The sequence below is a fragment of the Anaerolineales bacterium genome (genome assembly GCA_015075725.1).
Classification (GTDB): domain Bacteria; phylum Chloroflexota; class Anaerolineae; order Anaerolineales; family Villigracilaceae; genus Villigracilis.
This window is the reverse complement of record JABTTV010000001.1, coordinates 4,101,946-4,120,835: the sequence shown is the minus strand read 5'-3', so window position 1 is coordinate 4,120,835 and position 18,890 is coordinate 4,101,946. Positions and strand designations below refer to the sequence as shown.

Sequence of the window (18,890 nt, the reverse complement as noted above, 5' to 3'; positions counted from 1 at the left end):
GATTTTACGCGGCGCTTTTGAGATAAATGCCGGTAGGATCCAGTTCCTCTCGAAGGATTTTCAACTCTTTCTTTGTAACCTCTTCAGTCGTTTTTAGTGATGACGCCACTTTAAGGTCCCAGCCTGTGTTGGCTTTCGCCTCATCCGCCGTTCGGCCTGTGTGCAAAGCCGTGAGCGTCATCTCCCCTGAATCATCCGGCTCCAAAATACCGATATCTGTGACAACCGCCAGCATCCCGCCCCCGCGAAGCCCTCGTTTTTCGCGCGCGTCTTTGCCGTCAATGAAACCCGCCGAGGTCATGAACTCCACTCTTTCGGGGAAACGGCGTTTCTGGTGCGGGGTCATGATGTAGCAGCGGTTTGCCCAGGCGGCGATCTCCTGCGAACCGCCGGAGCCGGGCAGGCGGACTTTTGGATGCGTATAATCCCCGATTGTAGTCGCATTTATGTTTCCGTATCTATCGATCTGCGCGCCGCCCATAAAGCCTACATCCACGTTGCCCCGTTGCAGGTAATTCGTAAATATGTCGTACATGCTCACCACCGAAAGGGATCCGCTGACGAGGGTCGGGTCGCCAATGGATAGCGGCAGGCGGGCGGGTTCCGCGCCGATCACGCCCGCTTCATAGATCATCACGAGGTTGGGCGCATGAGTCCGTTTGGCGAGATTGCAGGCCAGGTTGGGTTGACCGACGCCGACGAAAACCACGTCACCGTCCCGCAGGAGGCGCGATGCGTTGATGATCATCAATTCGGCGGAGGAATATTTAAGTTCGGGCATCTTTTCTCCTACAGACCTGACAGGATTTCAAATCCTGTCAGGTCTGACAAAATTATCTATGATTTGCGCCACCTCTTGCGGATGCTCGAGCGGCAGGAGGTGAGTTGCTTTTTCCATGGTGATTATCCGTACCCCAGGGTTTTCCTTTTTAACCAGTTTTTCTGCATCTTCCAAAAATGTATCCGTTTCTGCGCCGCGAATGATCAAGGTTGGCACTTCGAAGCGGGGGAGATTACGCCACAGATCGAAGTCGCGCAAGCCGGTCAGGTAGATGTGAACTTCCCACTCAGGCGAATAAACCAGTTCGTAACCACCGTCCGGTTTGGGCTTGGTAATGCCTTTGATGTAAGTTTTCAGGCTTTCGTCGTTCATGTAACGAAAAACATCCCGTTTGCGATATCTTTCGAAAACCAGGCCAAGGTCGTCGAACACGCGTCTCCGTTTTTTTGCGGCAGAGATCAATGGATGCGTTCGTTCGCCCAAGCCAATGGCGCGGACAAGATTCCACGCAGTCATGAATGGCGGAACGAACAATACCGGGTCGAGCAGGACGAGAGCTCGAAATTTTTCCGGTTCGCGCATTGCCGCCCTCAGGGTGACGACTCCGCCGATGGAATGACCAACGCCGATGACCCTGCCGCCCTGAGCGAAGCCCTGTGTGGACGAAGGGTAAACGGATAGGAATTTCAGCAAGTCGCCTGAGTAGGGACGCCAATCTTTCAATCCCTCCCGCGACGCTCCCTCCCACAGCGGACGGAGTTTCATCCCAAAGACGCGATAATTCTTTTGTAAATGTTCGAATAATGGATGATAACATTCGGGCGGGTAGCCGTTCGCGTGAAGGAAGTGAAGCGGCGCGCCATTCCCGCCGAGGTCGAAGTGATTCATCCGCTATTCCATGCTAGTACTTTCCGTAATTGATCCTGTCGCTGTATTGCGCCTTGACCTTTAAACGTTTATGGGTCTTTTCACCGAGTTTCTTCCAATACGCGTTACGATCTTTTACTCCGAAGACCCATTCATCGAGATACTTCTGTGTCAGTTCCTTCGACTCGCTGATCTTATCCCACGCAAGATAGAACTCGTTGTCGCGGTCGTAATACCCCTGCGAGTAGGAGGGATGGCTGGCGAACGGCACATGACAGACCGCGCTGACAACGATTCCCGGGATCATCGTCCGGTTCGGGTCGGAACGGATGACGGATTCGTCGACGATTTCTTCGGCGGTGAGGATGACTTTCTTTGAAGCGAAGGCGGCTTCCTTCTGCTCGCCGATGATTCCCCAGAGATGAGCGTTACCGTTTTTATCGGCGCGTTGAACGTGTACAATGGCGACATCCGGATTGAGAGCCGGGACGACGATCACATCTTTTCCGCCGTACGGGTCAGGGATGCGTTTGATGCGTGGGTTGACCTTCTCCAAATCCTCGGCTCCGGTCTGATTCATCGGCAAAAAGGGAAGTCCCGAGGCGCCCGCCTGTAAGCGGGTGATCATGCCAAAGTGGGAATATTCCTCCCATTCCAATTCGCCGCGTTCGATCGCTCCGCGCACGATGCGCAGGGAACCGACTCCGGGATTCCCCATGTAGGAAAAGATGACCTTTTTCGCGCATCCCGCCGCGACCATCTGGTCGTAGATCAAATCCGGGGTGGCGCGCGCGAGGGTGAGATTCTTCTTCCCCTGCCGGATGATCTCATGCCCGGCGGCGAAGGGGATCAAATGGGTGAACCCGGCGGCATAAACCACATCGCCGTCGGTGACGAAATCTGCGATCGCTTTTTTGATTGGAATCAATTTGCTCATATGAATGATCTTATTCTTCACTTTCCTGTTTACCTTTTCCGCCGCCTTTGCCTTTGGGTCTGCCAAAACCCCTAAACTTGCCCAAGGTGCCTTTGAACCAGGCAAACCGGTTTGCCGGGGGAGGTGGGGCTTTCTTTCTGCGGAAGTAATACCCGATTGCCAGCAGGACGACCGAGACGAAGAAGTAATCGAACTCGACCATGTCTGCCACGTCCGACACGACGAACAGCAGAAAGATCCCCATTCCCATCACTACGAAAAACGTGCCAACGCGCACCTCGATCGGGTCGTCGTTTTGCATGCTGATATTTTACCGCAAGGGCCAGGTGGACTTTAATATAAAATCTCCCTTTTCAGGGAGATATGATTCTTTTTGCAAGCTCGGTTAATGATTCTGCCCCGCAGGCGAACATTGTCACTTCGATCTGTCTCTTCGTCAGCTTCATCATTTCGACCGCTCTTTCCGATGAAACCGCTGAGGCTTTCAAGAACTGACCTGCCATGCCGCCGAGGGTTGCGCCGAGGGCGATGCACTTTGCGATGTCGAGTCCGTCTTTGAGACCGCCGCTGGCGAAGATGGTCATCTCAGGAACGACAGTCTTGACATTCAAGATTGAATCAGAAGTTGGAATTCCCCAGCCAACGAAAGTGGCAGCGAGTTGACGGGTGAACTCGTCTGGCGCGCGGTGCATTTCCACTTGCGACCACGATGTCCCGCCCGCGCCTGCGACATCTATCGCGGATACTCCGCAATCGGCGAGGAGTTTGGCGGTCTTCTCTGAAATACCCCAGCCAACTTCTTTGGCAATGACAGGGACTTCAAGTTTCTTGCAAACCTCTTCGATTTTTTTGGCAATACCAACCCAATTTGTATCGCCCGCGTCCTGCACGGCTTCTTGAAGCGGATTAAGATGCAGATAAAGCGCATCCGCTTGGATCATATCCACGGCTTTGCGGCATTCGTCGATGCCGTAGCCGTAATTGAATTGAACTGCCCCAAGATTGGCAAATAACAAAATGTCCGGGGCGGCGCGGCGTACCTGGAAAGTTCTTGCCTGCTCAGGATGTTCGATGGCGGCGCGCTGGCTGCCGACCCCCATCGCGATGTTCATTTCTTGCGCCGCTTCAGCGAGGCGCAGGTTGATGGTTTCGGCTTCGTCCGTGCCGCCGGTCATCGAACTCACAAGGATGGGAGAGCTCAGGGTCTTTCCGAACAGGTTCAGGCTTGTGTCGAGCCGGTCCAGGCCCACTTCGGGCAGGGCTTCATGGATGAAGCGATAATTCTCCAGTCCGGTCGTCAGCGCAGAGCGGACATCCTGCTCTAAGTTGATTTTAATGTGGTCGGCTTTCCGTTGGTCTATCGGCGCAACTTTTGTCATGAGGGGGTGTTCCTGTGATTGATTGACGGCTTGACAGTGCAAGCCATGAGATTACAATTTTCATCAAAATCCAACTGGAGGATGTCATGTCAGACACATACAATGAATTGAAAACGATCATCAAGGACCTGCTTAACGTGGACGAGGGAAAGATCACGATGGAAGCGCGCTTCCGCGAGGAACTCGAAGCGGATTCGCTCGATCTTGTCGAGTTGATCATGGCGTTCGAAGACAAGTTCGGCGCGGAGATCTCCGACGAAGACGCCCAGAAGATCACGACGGTCGGCGAAGCGGTCAAATACATCGACGCGAATCGCAAGTAATTGATTTTTGGGATTATAACCGTAGAGCCGCCCATGCCGGGCGGCTCTTTATGATTCTTGATGGGAATTGATTGATAAAAATTGCCGGGGTTACCGCGCCCCAACAAAATCATTGCAGGAGGGTGGGAATTTCTTCCGGGTGCTTCGCAACTTTCACGCCAGCCTTTTCAAGCGCTTTGATCTTGTCTGCGGCGGTTCCGGCTCCGCCCTCGATGATGGCTCCGGCGTGGCCCATGCGTTTTCCGGGAGGGGCGGTCTGACCGGCGATGAACGATGCGACGGGTTTTGTCATCTTGGTGCGGATGAACTCCGCGGCTTTCTCTTCCTCGTTCCCGCCGATCTCGCCGATCATGATGACCTTCTCGGTCTTGGGATCGTGCTCGAACATTTCGAGAACATCGGTAAAGTTCGTGCCGTTGACCGGGTCGCCTCCGATTCCGACGCAGGTGGTTGCGCCCATCCCGAGATTTTTCATCGCGTACAGTACTTCGTAGGTCAACGTGCCGGAGCGCGACACGACGCCGACGTTGCCGGGAATGGCAATATCGCCGGGGATGATTCCCACTTTGGCTTCACCGGGGGTGAGCAGGCCGGGGCAGTTCGGTCCGACAAGGCGGACGTTCTTCTGGTCGAGATAATTACGTACGCGCATCATGTCGTGAATCACAACACCTTCGGTGATGCAGACGATGAGCGGGATTCCCGCGTCCGCGGCTTCGAACATCGCATCCGGGGCGAAGCGTGCCGGGACGAATATGATGGACGTATTTGCATCCGTGGCTTCCTTCGCAGATTTAACCGAATCGAAAACGGGGATCTTTCCATCCAGAACCCATTCACCGCCTTTGCCGGGAGTCACGCCGCCTACAACGATATTCGAGTAGGCTGCCATTTGTGTGGTGTGGAATAAACCTTCGTTCCCGGTAATTCCCTGCACGAGAAGGCGGGTGTTTTTATCTACAAGAATGCTCATTTAATGTTCTCCAATGTCATTGCGAATGGCGCCTTGCGCCATGAAACAATCTGCCGGTTAAAAATGAGATTGCTTCGTCGCTTCGCTACTCGGAATGACATTTAATTCCTCGCCGCCGCAACTGCCTTCTTTGCCGCATCCGCCAGAGTTTCGGCGGTGATCATGTTCGCCTTTTCCAGGAGGCGCCGCCCTTCTTCCGCGTTCGTCCCGACGAGCCGTACGACCATCGGCACCTTCGGTTTGACTTCGTCCATCGCAGCCAAAATTCCGCGCGCCACTTCGTCACAGCGGGTGATGCCGCCGAAGATATTGAAGAGGACCGCCTTAACATTCGGGTCGGTGAGGATGATGCGCATGGCGGCGGCGACTTTCTCAGACCCGGCTCCGCCTCCCACATCGAGGAAGTTGGCGGGTTCGCCCCCGAAGAGTTTGATCACGTCCATGCTGGTCATCGCCAGACCCGCCCCGTTGACCATGCAGCCGATATCCCCGTCCAGTTTGATGAACGAGAGCCCATACTTTCGCGCCTCGATCTCGGCCGGGGCGTCTTCATCCGTGTCACGCATTTCGGCGAGTTCCGGCTGGCGGAAGAGCGCGTTATCGTCGATCATCATTTTGCCGTCGAGTGCGATCATCTTCTTATCTTTGGTGATGACCAGCGGATTGATCTCCGCAAGTGACGCATCGGTGCTTTGATACACCTGCCACAATCCCATAGCGATCTTGGTGAAATCCTTCCAGTAATCGCGCGGCAGATCGATCGAGACCGCCACATCGCGCGCCTGGTATTCGCGCAATCCCAAAAGCGGATCGATATTCACCTTGATGATCTTCTCCGGCGTTTTGACAGCGACTTCTTCGATATCGATACCGCCGGCCGCCGAAGCGATCAGGACCGGCTTCTTTGCCGCGCGGTCGTCGGTGATCGCAAAATAAATTTCCTGGTCGATTGCCGAGGCTTCATCCACGAGTACTTTTCGGACGGGAAGCCCTTTGATATCCATGCCGAGGATCTGGGTCGCCAGTTGCTCCGCTTCTGCAGAATCCTTGGCGAGTTTGACACCACCGGCTTTGCCCCGCCCGCCCACCAGCACCTGGGATTTAATAACAACGCGACCACCGAGCTCTTCTGCGATCTGTTTCGCTTCCTGAGCGGTAGCCGCAACGCGTCCCTTGGGAATTGGGATGCCGAACTTTGAAAAAATGTTCTTGGATTGGTATTCGTGAAGTTTCATTATTCTCCCTCGAGGGGATTTTTTTGCCGTAAAGCACGGGCATTATACACCAGAAAAAAATGGACAAAATAAAAAGACCTGACAGGTTTCTGAAACCTGTCAGGTCTGTATGCTTACGGGAGAGTGAATCTCATGATTCGGTTGAAGGCTCCGTCCGTCACCCAAACCTTTCCCTCCGGATCGATGGCGATACCGGAAGCAAGCCCGAAGCCGGTATACGTATTTCCGTAATCGCCCCACACGCGGACGATCGTCCCCCTCGGATCGAATTCCATCACGCGATAACCTTCTGGATCGGTGATGAAAACGTGCAGGTCGTCATTGACGGCGATGAAGGGTTTATTGTCGAGCGATTGCCCGAACCAGCCGAAGACATCCCATTGTTGATCGGGGACGAACGAAAGCGAGTCCGTGGAATCAACCCTCTTGAAGGTCTGGATGCGCTGGTTCCACGTATCGGCGACATAAACTGTTCCGTTCCGGTCGATGGCAATGCTGGTCGGTTCGTCGAATTGCCCGGGGTCGAAACCCGCCGAGCCGAATTCAGTGATGTAGTTGCCATCCTTGTCGAAGATGACGATACGCTTGTTGCCTGTATCAGTGACGTAGACCCTTCCTTCGGAATCCACTGCCAGTCCCCGCGGACCGTAAAACAGGGTCGCCTCGTTTCCCTGACCGAAGCTGCCCCAGGCTTTCAGGAACCTTCCCTCCGCCGTGAATTTTTCGATGCGGTGATTCCAAGTGTCGGCGACATACACCGAACCGTCTGGTCCGACTGCAATGCCCCAGGGTTCGTTGAAGGTCCCATCACCGACGGGAACGCTTACCCCGTCTGCATAGGTGCCCCATTGATGCAATATTTTTCCCTGCTGGTCGATGTGCAGGATGCGGTGATTGCGTGAGTCAGCGACGTAAAAAGTTCCATTTGGGGCGAACGCAAGCGCGCGGGGCGCATTAAGGACGATGGGTTCCGCCTGGGTTCCGTCGAATATCAGGTCTGAAGAAATAACAGTGTACTTCCCTTCCGTGGGATCTTCGACTGCCGTATCACCGCTCGGCGCCACCCCGTAATTCCAGATCTGCTGCGCCACATCCTTGCGGATGTATAGCCGCATTTGATCCGCCGGCTGCCAGGTGGCGAGAGTCAGATCAGAACGGCCTTTGGCTTGCGCATACAGGGTGTAATCCCGGTTCATCCAGATCTGAAGTATCCCAGCGCGAATTTGTGGATTGGTAAAGCCTTCGCAGAATCGGGAATAGTCCTTGAATCGGTTAAGTTTAAGGATGCTGAATATGCCGGTGCAGGCATAGCCTTCGGGAAAGTCTTCGTAATAATAAACACCAAGATTTTGCTCCTCTTTTCGAACATAGTATTTCTTTGCGCCGTCGGTGATCTCCCAACGCAAGCCGGTGCGTTTTTTCGTTACGGCTGCGTTTTCCGAGAGAGGAGCGCCTATTAAATTGAACTGCTCGCGCACTTCAACAGGGATTTGACCGGCATTCAATTCGTCTGAAAAATTCGGATCTATGCCGAGGAGGTAGATTCCGCGGTCGCTGACCAGGCCGAAGTAATCCTGCATGGGCCACCACATACGGATGTAATCCACGCGGAAGTAGCCGGGTCCAATGGCGGGATCGATCTTGTCGAAATTCTTTTCATCGACGACGATCACCACCGATTCCCGAAGCGAACGCGTGGGCTGATCGAAGGAACGCTGGTTTGTAAAATCGCGCAGATACCAGACGAAGGGCCATGAAACGCCAGTATCCGGTGCGGAGGCGTCGTAGGCGATGGGCATGCTCAGATCGCCGGTGGTACGCAGGGAGATCTCCTCCGCCTGTTGCATGATTTCCTTGATCCCGGTCGCGCCGTGGGCGTAAACGAGAAACTCAGTCGCCTGGTCGTAGGTGATATAGGCTGCCCGGAACGAAGCGCGGACAGTAAACACGGCAAGGAAGCCGAACAAAACAAGGGTGAAAATGTGACGAACTTCCCGCATTGCCCACTCACGCATGAAATAGACGGCGGCGGCCGCGCTGAGGATCAAGACCAGCAGCGGCAGCAGGAATAGATTGGTTGCCTGCAATTGTTCCAGCGAAGTTCCCTGGAAGGGGCGCATCGGGGAATTCCAGGCGTAGATCACGTTGGCTCCGGAAATAATGAAAACCGCCACGGCAGCCAACCCTGAGAGGAATTTTTTCTGCTTCAAGGATTCCCAGTCCGTGATTTCGATCAACCGGCCGAGCGCCCAGCCGGTGATGAGGATCATGGGCCAGGTCATATGAAAGGTAAGCCAGGGCATTCTCTCGCCCGCGATCGAAAAAGAGGCGATGCTCATGATACTCCACCAGATCAGGAGGCTGAACATATTGACGAAGTTCATTTCGCGGGTGTAGGTTTCCTGCTCCACCGGTGACGGGGACTTGTTCGCTTCCCAGTTCCCGTCGAGTGTGCCGTCGATCATGTCTTCCTCCCATGCCTTGGGCAGGGTAACTCTTCGCCGGATGCCGAGAATGATGGCGAGGATCAACCCAAGCGCCGGGAGGAATTCGTAAACGGGAATCTGCACCAACACGTAATAATACGGCGGCTGGCTTCCGCGCTCCACACCGTGTTGGACGAGCCAATACCCAAGCGAGCCGATTGCCCCGGTAAAGAAACCGTTGGGGTTGGTGAAGAATGTAGTGTATAGGATCGTGAAAGGAATCCAGAAGATCAGTGTAGCCTTCCACCATTTCGAGCGATTCCAGATCAAGCCTGCGGCAATGGCCAGGGCAAAAGAAAGCAACAGGCAGGCAGCGATGATCAGGATGGATCGCCAATTGCCGGCAAGCGCGTTGATTTCCGGTGCGGTGGTGGGGATCACAATGCCCGTCAGGTCGATCAGGAATGGGGATAATTGCGGCAGGACGATGGTGCCGAACACCATCAAGAGTTCGAAGGATCGATTGTTTCGCAAACGCTCCCATGTATAACCGCGGATCAGAAAAAACGCCGTGACAATGAAAGAAATCACTGCGATTGCGGCGAAGAGAAAGGTCAGGGTAATGTCGACAGGCTCGGACGGAGTGGGAGGCGCGGCTTCGGGGTTGGCGGGCAGCGCGGTTTCGGTTCCGGTGATCGTTTCGGTTCCCCGCGTGTACAGGCCGTAGCCGACCGCCCATCCGGTGAGAAGGATCGTTATGCTAAGAGCGATGATAAAAGCCCGGTAGTCTCCTTTCGCGCCCTTCCACGGGGTGCGGGAGACCTGGACGATAAAGTAGATGGCGAGGTAAAGCAGTGCCTGGGCTGTGTAGATAAAGGAGGTTTCCTTTGCCGTGAAGTGAATCAGCAGGGCGAGTGTGACAAAGTAGAGATATTTTCTGCCGCCAACCTCGAGATGGCGAAGAATGGCGTATAGCATGAGGATGCCGGAGAAGCCGACGAAGGATTCGTTGCGCACATAACGCCCGTAATACAGCATGTAGGGCGATATGGCGAGCAGGAGACCTGCGATTAGCACACCCCATTTACCGAGATACCTGCGCCAGTACCAGACCATCCACACGGTGGCGATGTTGAACAGCACAGCCGGGATGCGGGCGGTGAAATCGCTTGCGCCGAACAGGAAATAAGACAGGGCGATCAGATGGAATTGCAGGGGACCGTGCATCATGGGCGAGTGTTCGTAGCCCTGCCCGCGGTATAAAAGCCAGGAGAAATAGGTATGCAGGCTTTCGTCGTGACTCATCACGCGTGAGCCGAGATCATAAAAACGGGTGGCGATGGCAAGCAGGATCACCAGCCCGAAGATCAGGATCTCGTTCGTGACGGCGGGGAGCGCAGGGTGAATGGGACGGTCGAGCCAGTTGCGTTTCGATTCCATTTAGAAGCACCTTGTTTGGCGTGGGATTTGTGAGATGATAATCTTTGAATGATATTCCCGAATGTTTAATCCGGCGTGAGAGGAAATTATAACAGGGCGCGATAGTGCTGCTTGACTTTTCCTTTATTACTTGGTAACATCGGCGGGCTTCAAATTACGATGCGGGGTGGAGCAGTGGCAGCTCGTCGGGCTCAATCCGCAGGAGCGATTAACAAATGAATACGAAACACAAAGGAAATATTGCAGAGCAGGCTGCAATCCTTGAAGCATTAAAACGTGGCTGGGGTGTTCTTCACCCGGTAGGTGATAGCATGCCTTACGACCTTGTTTTTGATATTTCAGGGACCTTGGTGAAAGTGCAGGTCAAATGCGCCTGGTTTGACGAATCGTCTGAGAATTATGTCATCGATAATCGTCGAACAAAAACGAATCGCCGTCAAATGGTCCGGGACGATTATGATGAAGACGATTTCGATTTTGCGCTTGCCTACTTGCCAGACTGCAGTTTGTTTTATATATTTCCAGTGGACGTATTCATCAGCTACGGCAGTGAAATCCACATGGTCGAAGCTGACAAGCGCCAACGCAAACCAAGATCTTTCGAGTATCGAGACGCTTGGGAGTTAATCCTGCAATGGGCTGCGAATGAGGAAACTTGTTCGTGAACTCCTGTCAAATTCGGGGAAGCCTCCCAAGGTGGTAATCCCGAGCCAAGTTCCGTCTTTGGCGGAAAAGGTGTAGAGACTTAATGGCAGGCACCCTATCAGGTCGTGCTGAGGGTGAAGAGAAAGTCCAGACCACAAACTGTTTGTTCAGGCGGCGAAAGCCGAAGTGGTATGCATAACCCGAAGGTCGCAGGTTCAAGTCCTGCCCCCGCTACTACAAAGACCATGCGAAAGCATGGTCTTTGTGTTTTTATGACGACGCGCAGGATGATGTAATGGAAAATCCAGATCGAGGCGTGTTTTGCGGGTATTTTCCGTCCTTTGGCATATAATAAAACACAAGGTCGAGCAACAAGGAGGCCGCCATGCCGCAAACTCTGTATGAACATCCGGTTGAGATCTTGCAGCGGTTGATTCGCTTTAACACCACGAATCCGCCGGGGAATGAAGCGGCGTGCATCGGCTACATCCGGGAGTTGCTTGATGAGGCGGGAATTGAATCCACATTGATCGCCAAAGACCCGAACCGTCCCAACCTCATCGCCCGGTTGCCGGGTGAAGGCAGGGCACCGCCGTTGTTGATATACGGGCACGTCGATGTTGTGACGACGGAAAAACAGCCCTGGCAGCAGCCGCCCTTCGATGGAAAACTTATCGACGGTTATGTTTGGGGTCGCGGCGCCTTGGATATGAAGGGCGGGGTCGCCATGATGCTGGCGGCATTTTTGCGCGCAAGCGCCGAGGGCTTGCGTCCGCCCGGGGACGTTGTGCTTGCCATCGTCAGCGATGAAGAGGCGGGCGGCAATTTCGGCGCAAAATTTTTGGTCGAGGAGCATCCCGGGTTATTCAAGGACATCCGGTACGCGCTCGGCGAATTCGGCGGCTTTTCGATGACCATCGGTGGGAAGCGTTTCTATCCGGTCATGATCTCTGAAAAACAAATATGCTGGATGAAAGCCACCGTGCATGGCGCGGGCGGGCATGGATCGCTCCCTGTGAGGGGCGGTGCGATGGCGAAGTTATCCAGACTCCTCAAGGCTTTGGACGAAAAAAATCTGCCGGTGCATGTGACTCCTCCCGCGCGGATGATGGTCGAAGCAATGGCTGCGGCTCTGGGCGGACCTCAAGGCTTGGTCCTCGGCCGTTTGGCAAACCCTGCGCTGACGGATTTCATTTTGAGGATTCTCGGCGAACGCGGGCGGACGTTCAAGCCCCTGTTTCGCAATACGGTAAGCCCGACGATTTTGCACGGCAGTGACAAGGTCAACGTCATTCCCGGCGAAGTATCGGTCGAATTGGACGGGCGTCTTCTTCCGGGATTCAAACCGGAGGATATGATGGACGAACTCAGGCCGATCCTCGAGAAGGACGTCCAACTCGAAGTGCTTCGTTATGATGCGGGACCCGCCGAACCGGATATGTCGCTCTTCAACAAACTGGCTGGTGTGCTGCGCGAAGCCGACCCGCAGGGGGTGCCGGTTCCTTTATTGTTGAGCGGTGTGACCGACGGTCGCTTCTTATCGAAACTGGGGATTCAAACCTACGGCTTCCTGCCCATGACCCTGCCCGAGGATTTCAACTTCTCGCAGATCATTCATGCCGCAGACGAGCGCGTCCCCGCCGCGGCGATCGAATTCGGCGCGCGGGCGATATACAGGACATTGAGTCGATTCGGGTAGGCATTGGGTTGATCGTAAAAGAATCGCTATAATGATTGTTGGTTTGTTCTGGTCGTTCTCATAAAACAAAGGAGGAACCCATGGCGAAGGCGTTTTCAGTTGCATCCTGGAATGTGGAGCATTTCAAGGAGGACCGTTCGCGGGTCGAGCGCGTTGTGACCTTCCTAAAGAAACAAAAGCCGGATATTTTTGCCCTTTACGAAGTGGAAGGTTCGGTCGTCTTCAAGGAATTGGTCCAGACCATGAAGGATTACACCTTCCACATTACGGAAGGTCCGCAGGTGCAGGAGATTCTCCTTGGCGTCCGGCAGGGATTGACGGCGTTCTTCACGCAAAAGATCGAATTCAAATCCGGAGCGACCGCCATGAGACCGGGAGCCTTACTGACCGTTACGGTGGCTGGCAAGCATTACCCGCTTCTCTTCCTGCACACAGCCAGTGGAAACGATCCGCGCGGGCTCGGCTTGCGCGACGACATGATGCTGCGCGCGGTCGATTTCCGCAAACCTTTGGATGGCGCCGCGAAGAAAGCCGGGGGTGAATCTGCCAATTACATTTTCCTCGGCGATCTCAACACGATGGGAATGGAATATAAATTCGTCAAAGGCCGGGATATTTCGCCGGATGATGAGTTGACCAAACTATCGAAGCAGGCAAAAAAACGCGGGATGCGTCTGCTGACAAAAACCGCTCCCGCCACATGGTCGAACGGGAGCAAATCCAGCATCCCGAATTCCAACCTCGATCATGTCGTCGCGGCGGACCATCTTGTGTTCACCCAATTCAATGGAAGCGACGTATCTGTGCGAGGCTGGGCGGAAAAGAAAACGACACAGGAACAGGACGAATGGATCAAACAGTTTTCAGATCATTCACTCCTATATTTTGAAGTTCATAAGGTGTAAATCGGAGTCGGCTTGAAGAAGAGCATATCAAGATTATTGATTGTTGCCGCGTTGAGCGCCTGTCAGACCGTTTCGCCTCCGCCGCCGGTCACTGGCGGGCTGGATAATGAATTCGTGCTTGCGCCGGGGCAGACGGCAGAAATTAATGGGACTGACCTATCCATCACATTAATAAGCGTGCCGGGAGATGGGCGTTGTCCATTGGATATTGAATGTACTGAAAGCGGACCTGTGACAATAACGATGGAGGTCCGGGTGGGATCCGGCGTCTCACAAGAATTCGTCCTGCAAGCTTTTACGGATACGAACGGGCGAGTCCCGGAGGGTCCCTTCGAGGGAATGCAAGACCGGGTGGAGCACGATGGGTATTTGATCCGCGTGAGAGGCGTTCTCCCGTTCCCGCAGACATCGGCATCCGGGATGGAAGAAGGGGAATACCGCGTGTCATTTTTAGTAACGAAATAAACACCGGGCATCGATATGGACGATCATTATGCTGGAAATGTCCGCGAGCACGTTCTTGACCGCGATTCTTTTGTAAGGGCTGTGTTCACAGGCCGGCAAAAGGGGACGGATCTGCAATGGGTCAAGGTCATGATCCGCCCTGTGGAGATCAAGGGGATGTATCATTTGCAGTTTTCGTATTTCGATGACAAGAAAGATGTATCGAAAAATTTCACCCTCGATGAATCCGCTGCAAAGCTGGATGAAGTTCTGGCTCTGCCGTTTCGAAACATCCTGGTCGAGAACACCTCAGGCGCTCTGCAGGTCAATTTTTCGAAAAAAGGCAAGGCGCTCGTTAGCGAGCACAAAACCAAAGAACCCGCTTCGGCGCCGGACCTCTCTCATAACCGCGAGAAGAATCGGATTCTGACCCCTGAGAACTCAAAACAATTCCTTGAAGCGGTTGGCATCCTGTCCCGCGACGGCAGGATCAAGGCGGATATGCAGAGAAAGTACACACAGATCAACGAATTCCTTCGGCTCGTGGAGGAGACGAACGCTCTTCAAGGATTCGATGGAAAACCGCTTCACGTCGTGGATTTCGGCTGTGGCAGCGCCCATTTGACCTTTGCCCTCCATTATTACCTTCGCCGCATCTTGAACTTTGACGCTTATGTCGTCGGTGTGGACCTCAAAGCGGATCTGATCGCACGACATCGCGAAACTGCTAATAAATTCGGCTGGGATTCATTGTCATTTGAAACAGGCCGCATCGAAGAATATCAAACGCAGACAGCTCCCGACATCGTCGTCGCTCTGCATGCCTGTGACACCGCCACGGATGACGCCATTGCAAAAGGAATCCGTTGGGGGAGCAGGGTCATCATCTGCGCGCCGTGCTGCCAGCATGAACTGCAGGTGCAAATGGCTCATGCCTCCCTGCCGGAATCGATGGCGTCGGTGCTGGGTCACGGAATTCTTTTCGAGCGGATGGGCGACATCCTCACAGATACGTTCCGCGCCGCCATCCTGCGCATCATGGGGTATCGAACGGACGTGACCCAATTCGTTCCCATCGAGCATACTGCAAAGAATTTGATGATCCGTTCCGTCAGGACATCCGCGCCGGGAAAGAATGCACGCTGGTCGGAGGAATACAGGAAGTTAAAGGATTTCTGGCAGGTCACGCCTTATCTGGAAAGGACGCTGGGGGATGAATTTGAAAAGTATCTTTAGGGTCTTAATAAAAACTGAAAGGAGAAAAAATGTTGAAACGAGTCCTGGGAAAGAGCAAGGTGGAGGTTAGCGCTTTGGGCATGGGGTGCTGGGCGATCGGCGGTCCGTGGACGTGGGATCAGCCGGGGGAGGAACCCTACCCGGCTGGATGGGGCAGCACAGACGATGAGGAGTCGATCCGGGCGGTGCATGCCGCCATCGACCTGGGCGTTAACTTATACGACACCGCCGCCAACTATGGAGCGGGACACAGCGAAGTGGTGTTGGGACGCGCGCTCAAAGGAAAACGCGATAAGGTCGTGATCGCGACCAAGTTCGGTCACATCGTCAACGAAGAAAAGAAAACCGTATACGGCGATTCGGCTCAGATCATGAAGAACGTGCGAAGCGACGTGGAGAACAGCCTGCGCCGGTTGCAAACCGACTACATCGACATCTACCAATTGCATGACGGCGGCTACGACCCAAAATTGGCGGTGGAGCTGAGGGGCATTCTGGAGGAACTGGTTTCTTCCGGCAGGATTCGCTGGTATGGCTGGAGCACGGATCTCGTCGACAACGCCCGGGTGTTCGCAGTCGGTGAGCATTGCACGTCGATCCAGTTCCGTTTGAACGCCATCTACGATAATACGGATATGCGGAAATTATGCGCCGACTTCGACCTGGCTGGCATCAACAAGGATCCGCTCAATCGCGGGGTATTGACGGGAAAGTTCAATACCGGCTCCAAATTCCCGGATAACGATATCCGTTCGCGCGCCGATTTTTCCAGCCCCGAATTCGCAAAACGATTGCAGCTCGTGGATGAACTTCGAGACATCCTTACATCGAACGGGCGGACGATGGCGCAGGGAGCGCTGGCTTATATTTGGGCATTGGACGACCGTATGGTTCCGATCCCCGGATTCAAATCGGTGAAACAGGTGGAGGATAATGCCAGGGCGATGGAGTTCGGTCCGCTCACGGAGGCGCAGGTTAAAGAAGTTCGATCGATCGTCGGGAAGTACCAAATAAAATAATGGGTGTATCGCATAAGCGCTCCCGCTGCTGAAGACCAAGGCGGGAGCGCCGTCTTGGGCGGGGTGGACGTTGCAGCTATTACAAGAAGCCTGATTGAAAGGGAGGGCTTCATGGATGATGACGGGATCATCATCGGCTGGGGCGCGGGTGGAAGCTGCTGTGGAATCAGGAATTTATTCCCGCACCGAGGCATATCTGCAATAAACGGCAGGTGTCGAAGAGGAACCAATTGAACCGGGTATATTTCATCAGGCACGGGGAAGGGATGGACAATGCGGCGCGGCAGTTTTCCTACAGGAAGGTCGACCGTCCGTTGACGGAACGCGGGCGCATGCAGGCGCGAGAGACGGGCGAATATCTGGCGCGCAGACGGGTCGATGGCATCTATTGTTCGGGAATGAAAAGAGCGCATGAGACCGCGCAGATCATCGCGGCGGCGTTGACCCTGGAGCCGATCGTGCTGGACGAATTCCGCGAGGTGGATGTGGGCGAACTGGATGGAGGGGACTACAGCGCGGAAGCGTGGGCGGTCTATCACCGGGTTGTGAATGAATGGTTTGCCGGAAACGCGCAGGCGGCGGTACCAGGCGGTGAGAATTATGTCACGGCTCGCGAGCGGACAAGACGCGGTTTCATTAAGATGCTGGAAGGCAAAGCGGATCGGACCCTGGTCCTGGTGGGACATGCCGGGATCTTCACCGCCACATTGCGTGAACTGTGCCCCGATCTGGACGCGTCCTGGCTGCAAAATGCCGAGTATTACAACTGCGCCATCACCGAACTGGAGATCGAAGATGCAAATGGGAACTTGCGGGGCAGACTCATCGATTGGGCGAATTACAGCCATCTGAGTGAAGAGGCGCTTACACGCGTGCCCGGCATCCCGCCAAATCAAAAATAGCGCATAATGGAGTTCGCCATGACAGACTTCGATGTAATTGTGATCGGTTCAGGCGCGGGAGGGTTGACTGCCGCCGTTGCATTGGCACGCGCTGGCAAGAAAGTTCTCGTTCTCGAACAGCACGACCGACCTGGCGGGTGGACACATTCGTTCACGTTGAACGGGTATCGGTTCAGCCCTGGGGTGCATTACATCGGCGATTTGCAGGAGGGCGGGGGCTTGCGTCGGATTTACGATGGGCTGGATGTGTCGCAAGATATGGCGTTTATCGAACTCAACCCCGATGGGTACGATCACATCGTCGTTGGTGATAAACAGGTGGATTTCCCCAAAGGAAAAGAAAATTTAATCGAGCGGTTGAAGAGTCGTTTTCCGCAGGAGGCGCAGGGGATTGACGGTTACTTCGACGACCTGACGAACATGATCGAGGGGCTTCGCAACATCGGCAGGATGGATAAACCGTTGGCGGCGGCGAAGGGGATGGGCAACGTCGTCAAGTGGATGCGTGCGACGGGCGCGGACTTGATCAACGCGCACGTCAGCGACCCCGTGCTGCGCGGCGTGCTGGCGGGTCAATCGGGCGACCACGGACTGCCGCCGTCGCGGGTGAGCGCGTTCATGCACGCGGGCATCACCCATCACTATCTCAATGGCGGATACTACCCGATGGGCGGCGCGTTCACGATTCCGCGCGCGTTCGTTCGGGGGCTGAAACGCTCGGGCGGGCAGATCAGGCTCAAGTCACGCGTGAAGCGGATAATAATGGAGGGGAGAAAAGCCATCGGCGTCGAATTGGAATCGGGGGAGGAGATCCGCGCGGGCGTGGTCATCTCCAATGCGGATCCTGAAGTGACGTTCGGCAAGTTGATCGGGAGGGAGAACCTCTCGGCTCGGCTCAAACGGAAAGTGGATTCTGTCCGATATTCGACGTCGTGCCTCAGCCTGTTCTTCGCAACGGACATGGATTTGCATGGCGCGGGACTCGACTCGGGCAACATGTGGTACTACGACCACGCGGACGTGGACAAGATTTACACGGACGGACTCACGGATGCTTTGCTGAGAGAGGAGATGCCGCCTGGAATGTTTTTGACTGCCACGACGTTGAAAGACCCATCCAAGATGCACTCTGGACATCATACCTGCGAGTCGTTCGCGTTCGTGGGCTATGAGGCGTTCGAGAAGTGGGCGCACACCCGCTATGGCGCGCGTCCCGCCGACTACGACGCGATGAAAGAGGATCTGGCGTGGCGCATGGTGCGCGGGTTGGAGAAGCGCATCCCTGGGTTGAGCAAGCGGATCGTGTATTACAGTCTCGGCACGCCGCTGACGAATGAACATTATCTCAACGCGACGCGCGGCAATTTATACGGGATCGAGAAGTCGCCATCGCAGGTGGGTCCGCTCGGCTTCACGGCGCGGACGGAGTTCGAGGGTCTGTTCCTGTGCGGGCAAAGCACAATGAGTCACGGCGTGGCAGGGGTCACGGCTTCGGGAGTCGACGCGGCGAAGGCGGTGTTGAATGCGCGTGCGAGGGATTTGTTGACGGGGAGGGGAAGCGGTCCGCTGTTCTTGCAGGCGGAGGACACGTCCGAGTGGCCTGAGGTTTTGAAGAGGAAGATGGAACGAGGCGAAGTGGCGAGGGAAGAGGAGGAGATGGAGGTGTGAGGAAGTTGGAG

17 protein-coding genes are annotated in these 18,890 nt (G+C 54.8%); 9 read left to right on the top strand and 8 right to left on the bottom strand.

The window, feature by feature from the left end; genetic code table 11:
- Positions 1-4 precede the first annotated feature (4 nt).
- The 5 genes from HS100_19750 to HS100_19730 are packed head-to-tail and all read right to left on the bottom strand — an operon-like array spanning position 5 to position 3,964.
- Positions 5-781 carry a CoA-transferase subunit beta gene (locus HS100_19750; GenBank protein ID MBE7436160.1) on the bottom strand — a complete coding sequence of 259 codons (777 nt, stop codon included), beginning with the start codon at positions 779-781 and terminating at the stop codon, positions 5-7.
- Positions 782-808: 27 nt separating this feature from the next.
- Positions 809-1,669 carry an alpha/beta hydrolase gene (locus tag HS100_19745; protein ID MBE7436159.1) on the bottom strand — a complete coding sequence of 287 codons (861 nt, stop codon included), beginning with the start codon at positions 1,667-1,669 and terminating at the stop codon, positions 809-811.
- Between the two features lie 13 nt (positions 1,670-1,682).
- Positions 1,683-2,585 carry a CoA transferase subunit A gene (locus HS100_19740; GenBank protein ID MBE7436158.1) on the bottom strand — a complete coding sequence of 301 codons (903 nt, stop codon included), beginning with the start codon at positions 2,583-2,585 and terminating at the stop codon, positions 1,683-1,685.
- A gap of 10 nt (positions 2,586-2,595) precedes the next feature.
- Positions 2,596-2,886 carry a hypothetical protein gene (locus HS100_19735; protein ID MBE7436157.1) on the bottom strand — a complete coding sequence of 97 codons (291 nt, stop codon included), beginning with the start codon at positions 2,884-2,886 and terminating at the stop codon, positions 2,596-2,598.
- A gap of 52 nt (positions 2,887-2,938) precedes the next feature.
- Positions 2,939-3,964, bottom strand: a complete 1,026-nt coding sequence (locus HS100_19730) for a type 2 isopentenyl-diphosphate Delta-isomerase (GenBank protein MBE7436156.1) — start codon at positions 3,962-3,964, stop codon at positions 2,939-2,941.
- Positions 3,965-4,050: 86 nt separating this feature from the next.
- Here HS100_19730 and acpP point away from each other — a divergent pair, with 86 nt between their 5' ends.
- Entirely contained in the window at positions 4,051-4,287 is a 237-nt protein-coding gene (gene acpP, locus HS100_19725; protein MBE7436155.1) for an acyl carrier protein, read from the top strand.
- Positions 4,288-4,396: 109 nt separating this feature from the next.
- Here acpP and sucD read toward each other — a convergent pair whose 3' ends face one another.
- From sucD to HS100_19710, 3 genes are all read right to left on the bottom strand, one after another.
- Positions 4,397-5,260 carry a succinate--CoA ligase subunit alpha gene (gene sucD / locus HS100_19720; protein MBE7436154.1) on the bottom strand — a complete coding sequence of 288 codons (864 nt, stop codon included), beginning with the start codon at positions 5,258-5,260 and terminating at the stop codon, positions 4,397-4,399.
- Between the two features lie 101 nt (positions 5,261-5,361).
- The gene (sucC, locus tag HS100_19715) at positions 5,362-6,495 is read right to left on the bottom strand and encodes an ADP-forming succinate--CoA ligase subunit beta (GenBank protein ID MBE7436153.1); all 1,134 of its coding nucleotides are present in this window, start codon (positions 6,493-6,495) and stop codon (positions 5,362-5,364) included.
- Positions 6,496-6,608: 113 nt separating this feature from the next.
- A complete protein-coding gene (locus HS100_19710) occupies positions 6,609-10,361 on the bottom strand; it encodes a TIGR03663 family protein (protein ID MBE7436152.1) in 3,753 nt (1,250 codons plus the stop codon).
- A 215-nt stretch (positions 10,362-10,576) separates the two neighbouring features.
- Between HS100_19710 and HS100_19705 the strand changes: the two genes are divergently transcribed.
- The 8 genes from HS100_19705 (at position 10,577) to HS100_19670 (ending at position 18,879) form a co-directional block, all read left to right on the top strand.
- The gene (locus HS100_19705) at positions 10,577-11,026 is read left to right on the top strand and encodes an endonuclease (GenBank protein ID MBE7436151.1); all 450 of its coding nucleotides are present in this window, start codon (positions 10,577-10,579) and stop codon (positions 11,024-11,026) included.
- Positions 11,027-11,391: 365 nt separating this feature from the next.
- The gene (locus HS100_19700; GenBank protein ID MBE7436150.1) at positions 11,392-12,705 is read left to right on the top strand and encodes a M20/M25/M40 family metallo-hydrolase; all 1,314 of its coding nucleotides are present in this window, start codon (positions 11,392-11,394) and stop codon (positions 12,703-12,705) included.
- Between the two features lie 80 nt (positions 12,706-12,785).
- Positions 12,786-13,610 (top strand): endonuclease/exonuclease/phosphatase family protein, encoded by an 825-nt coding sequence (locus tag HS100_19695; GenBank protein ID MBE7436149.1) that lies wholly within the window; start codon positions 12,786-12,788, stop codon positions 13,608-13,610.
- A 12-nt stretch (positions 13,611-13,622) separates the two neighbouring features.
- The gene (locus tag HS100_19690; protein ID MBE7436148.1) at positions 13,623-14,075 is read left to right on the top strand and encodes a lipoprotein; all 453 of its coding nucleotides are present in this window, start codon (positions 13,623-13,625) and stop codon (positions 14,073-14,075) included.
- 15 nt (positions 14,076-14,090) lie between these two features.
- Positions 14,091-15,290, top strand: a complete 1,200-nt coding sequence (locus HS100_19685) for an SAM-dependent methyltransferase (protein MBE7436147.1) — start codon at positions 14,091-14,093, stop codon at positions 15,288-15,290.
- 29 nt (positions 15,291-15,319) lie between these two features.
- Positions 15,320-16,309, top strand: a complete 990-nt coding sequence (locus tag HS100_19680; protein ID MBE7436146.1) for an aldo/keto reductase — start codon at positions 15,320-15,322, stop codon at positions 16,307-16,309.
- A 230-nt stretch (positions 16,310-16,539) separates the two neighbouring features.
- Positions 16,540-17,211, top strand: a complete 672-nt coding sequence (locus HS100_19675; GenBank protein MBE7436145.1) for a histidine phosphatase family protein — start codon at positions 16,540-16,542, stop codon at positions 17,209-17,211.
- Between the two features lie 18 nt (positions 17,212-17,229).
- Entirely contained in the window at positions 17,230-18,879 is a 1,650-nt protein-coding gene (locus tag HS100_19670) for an NAD(P)/FAD-dependent oxidoreductase (GenBank protein ID MBE7436144.1), read from the top strand.
- Positions 18,880-18,890: the final 11 nt, after the last annotated feature.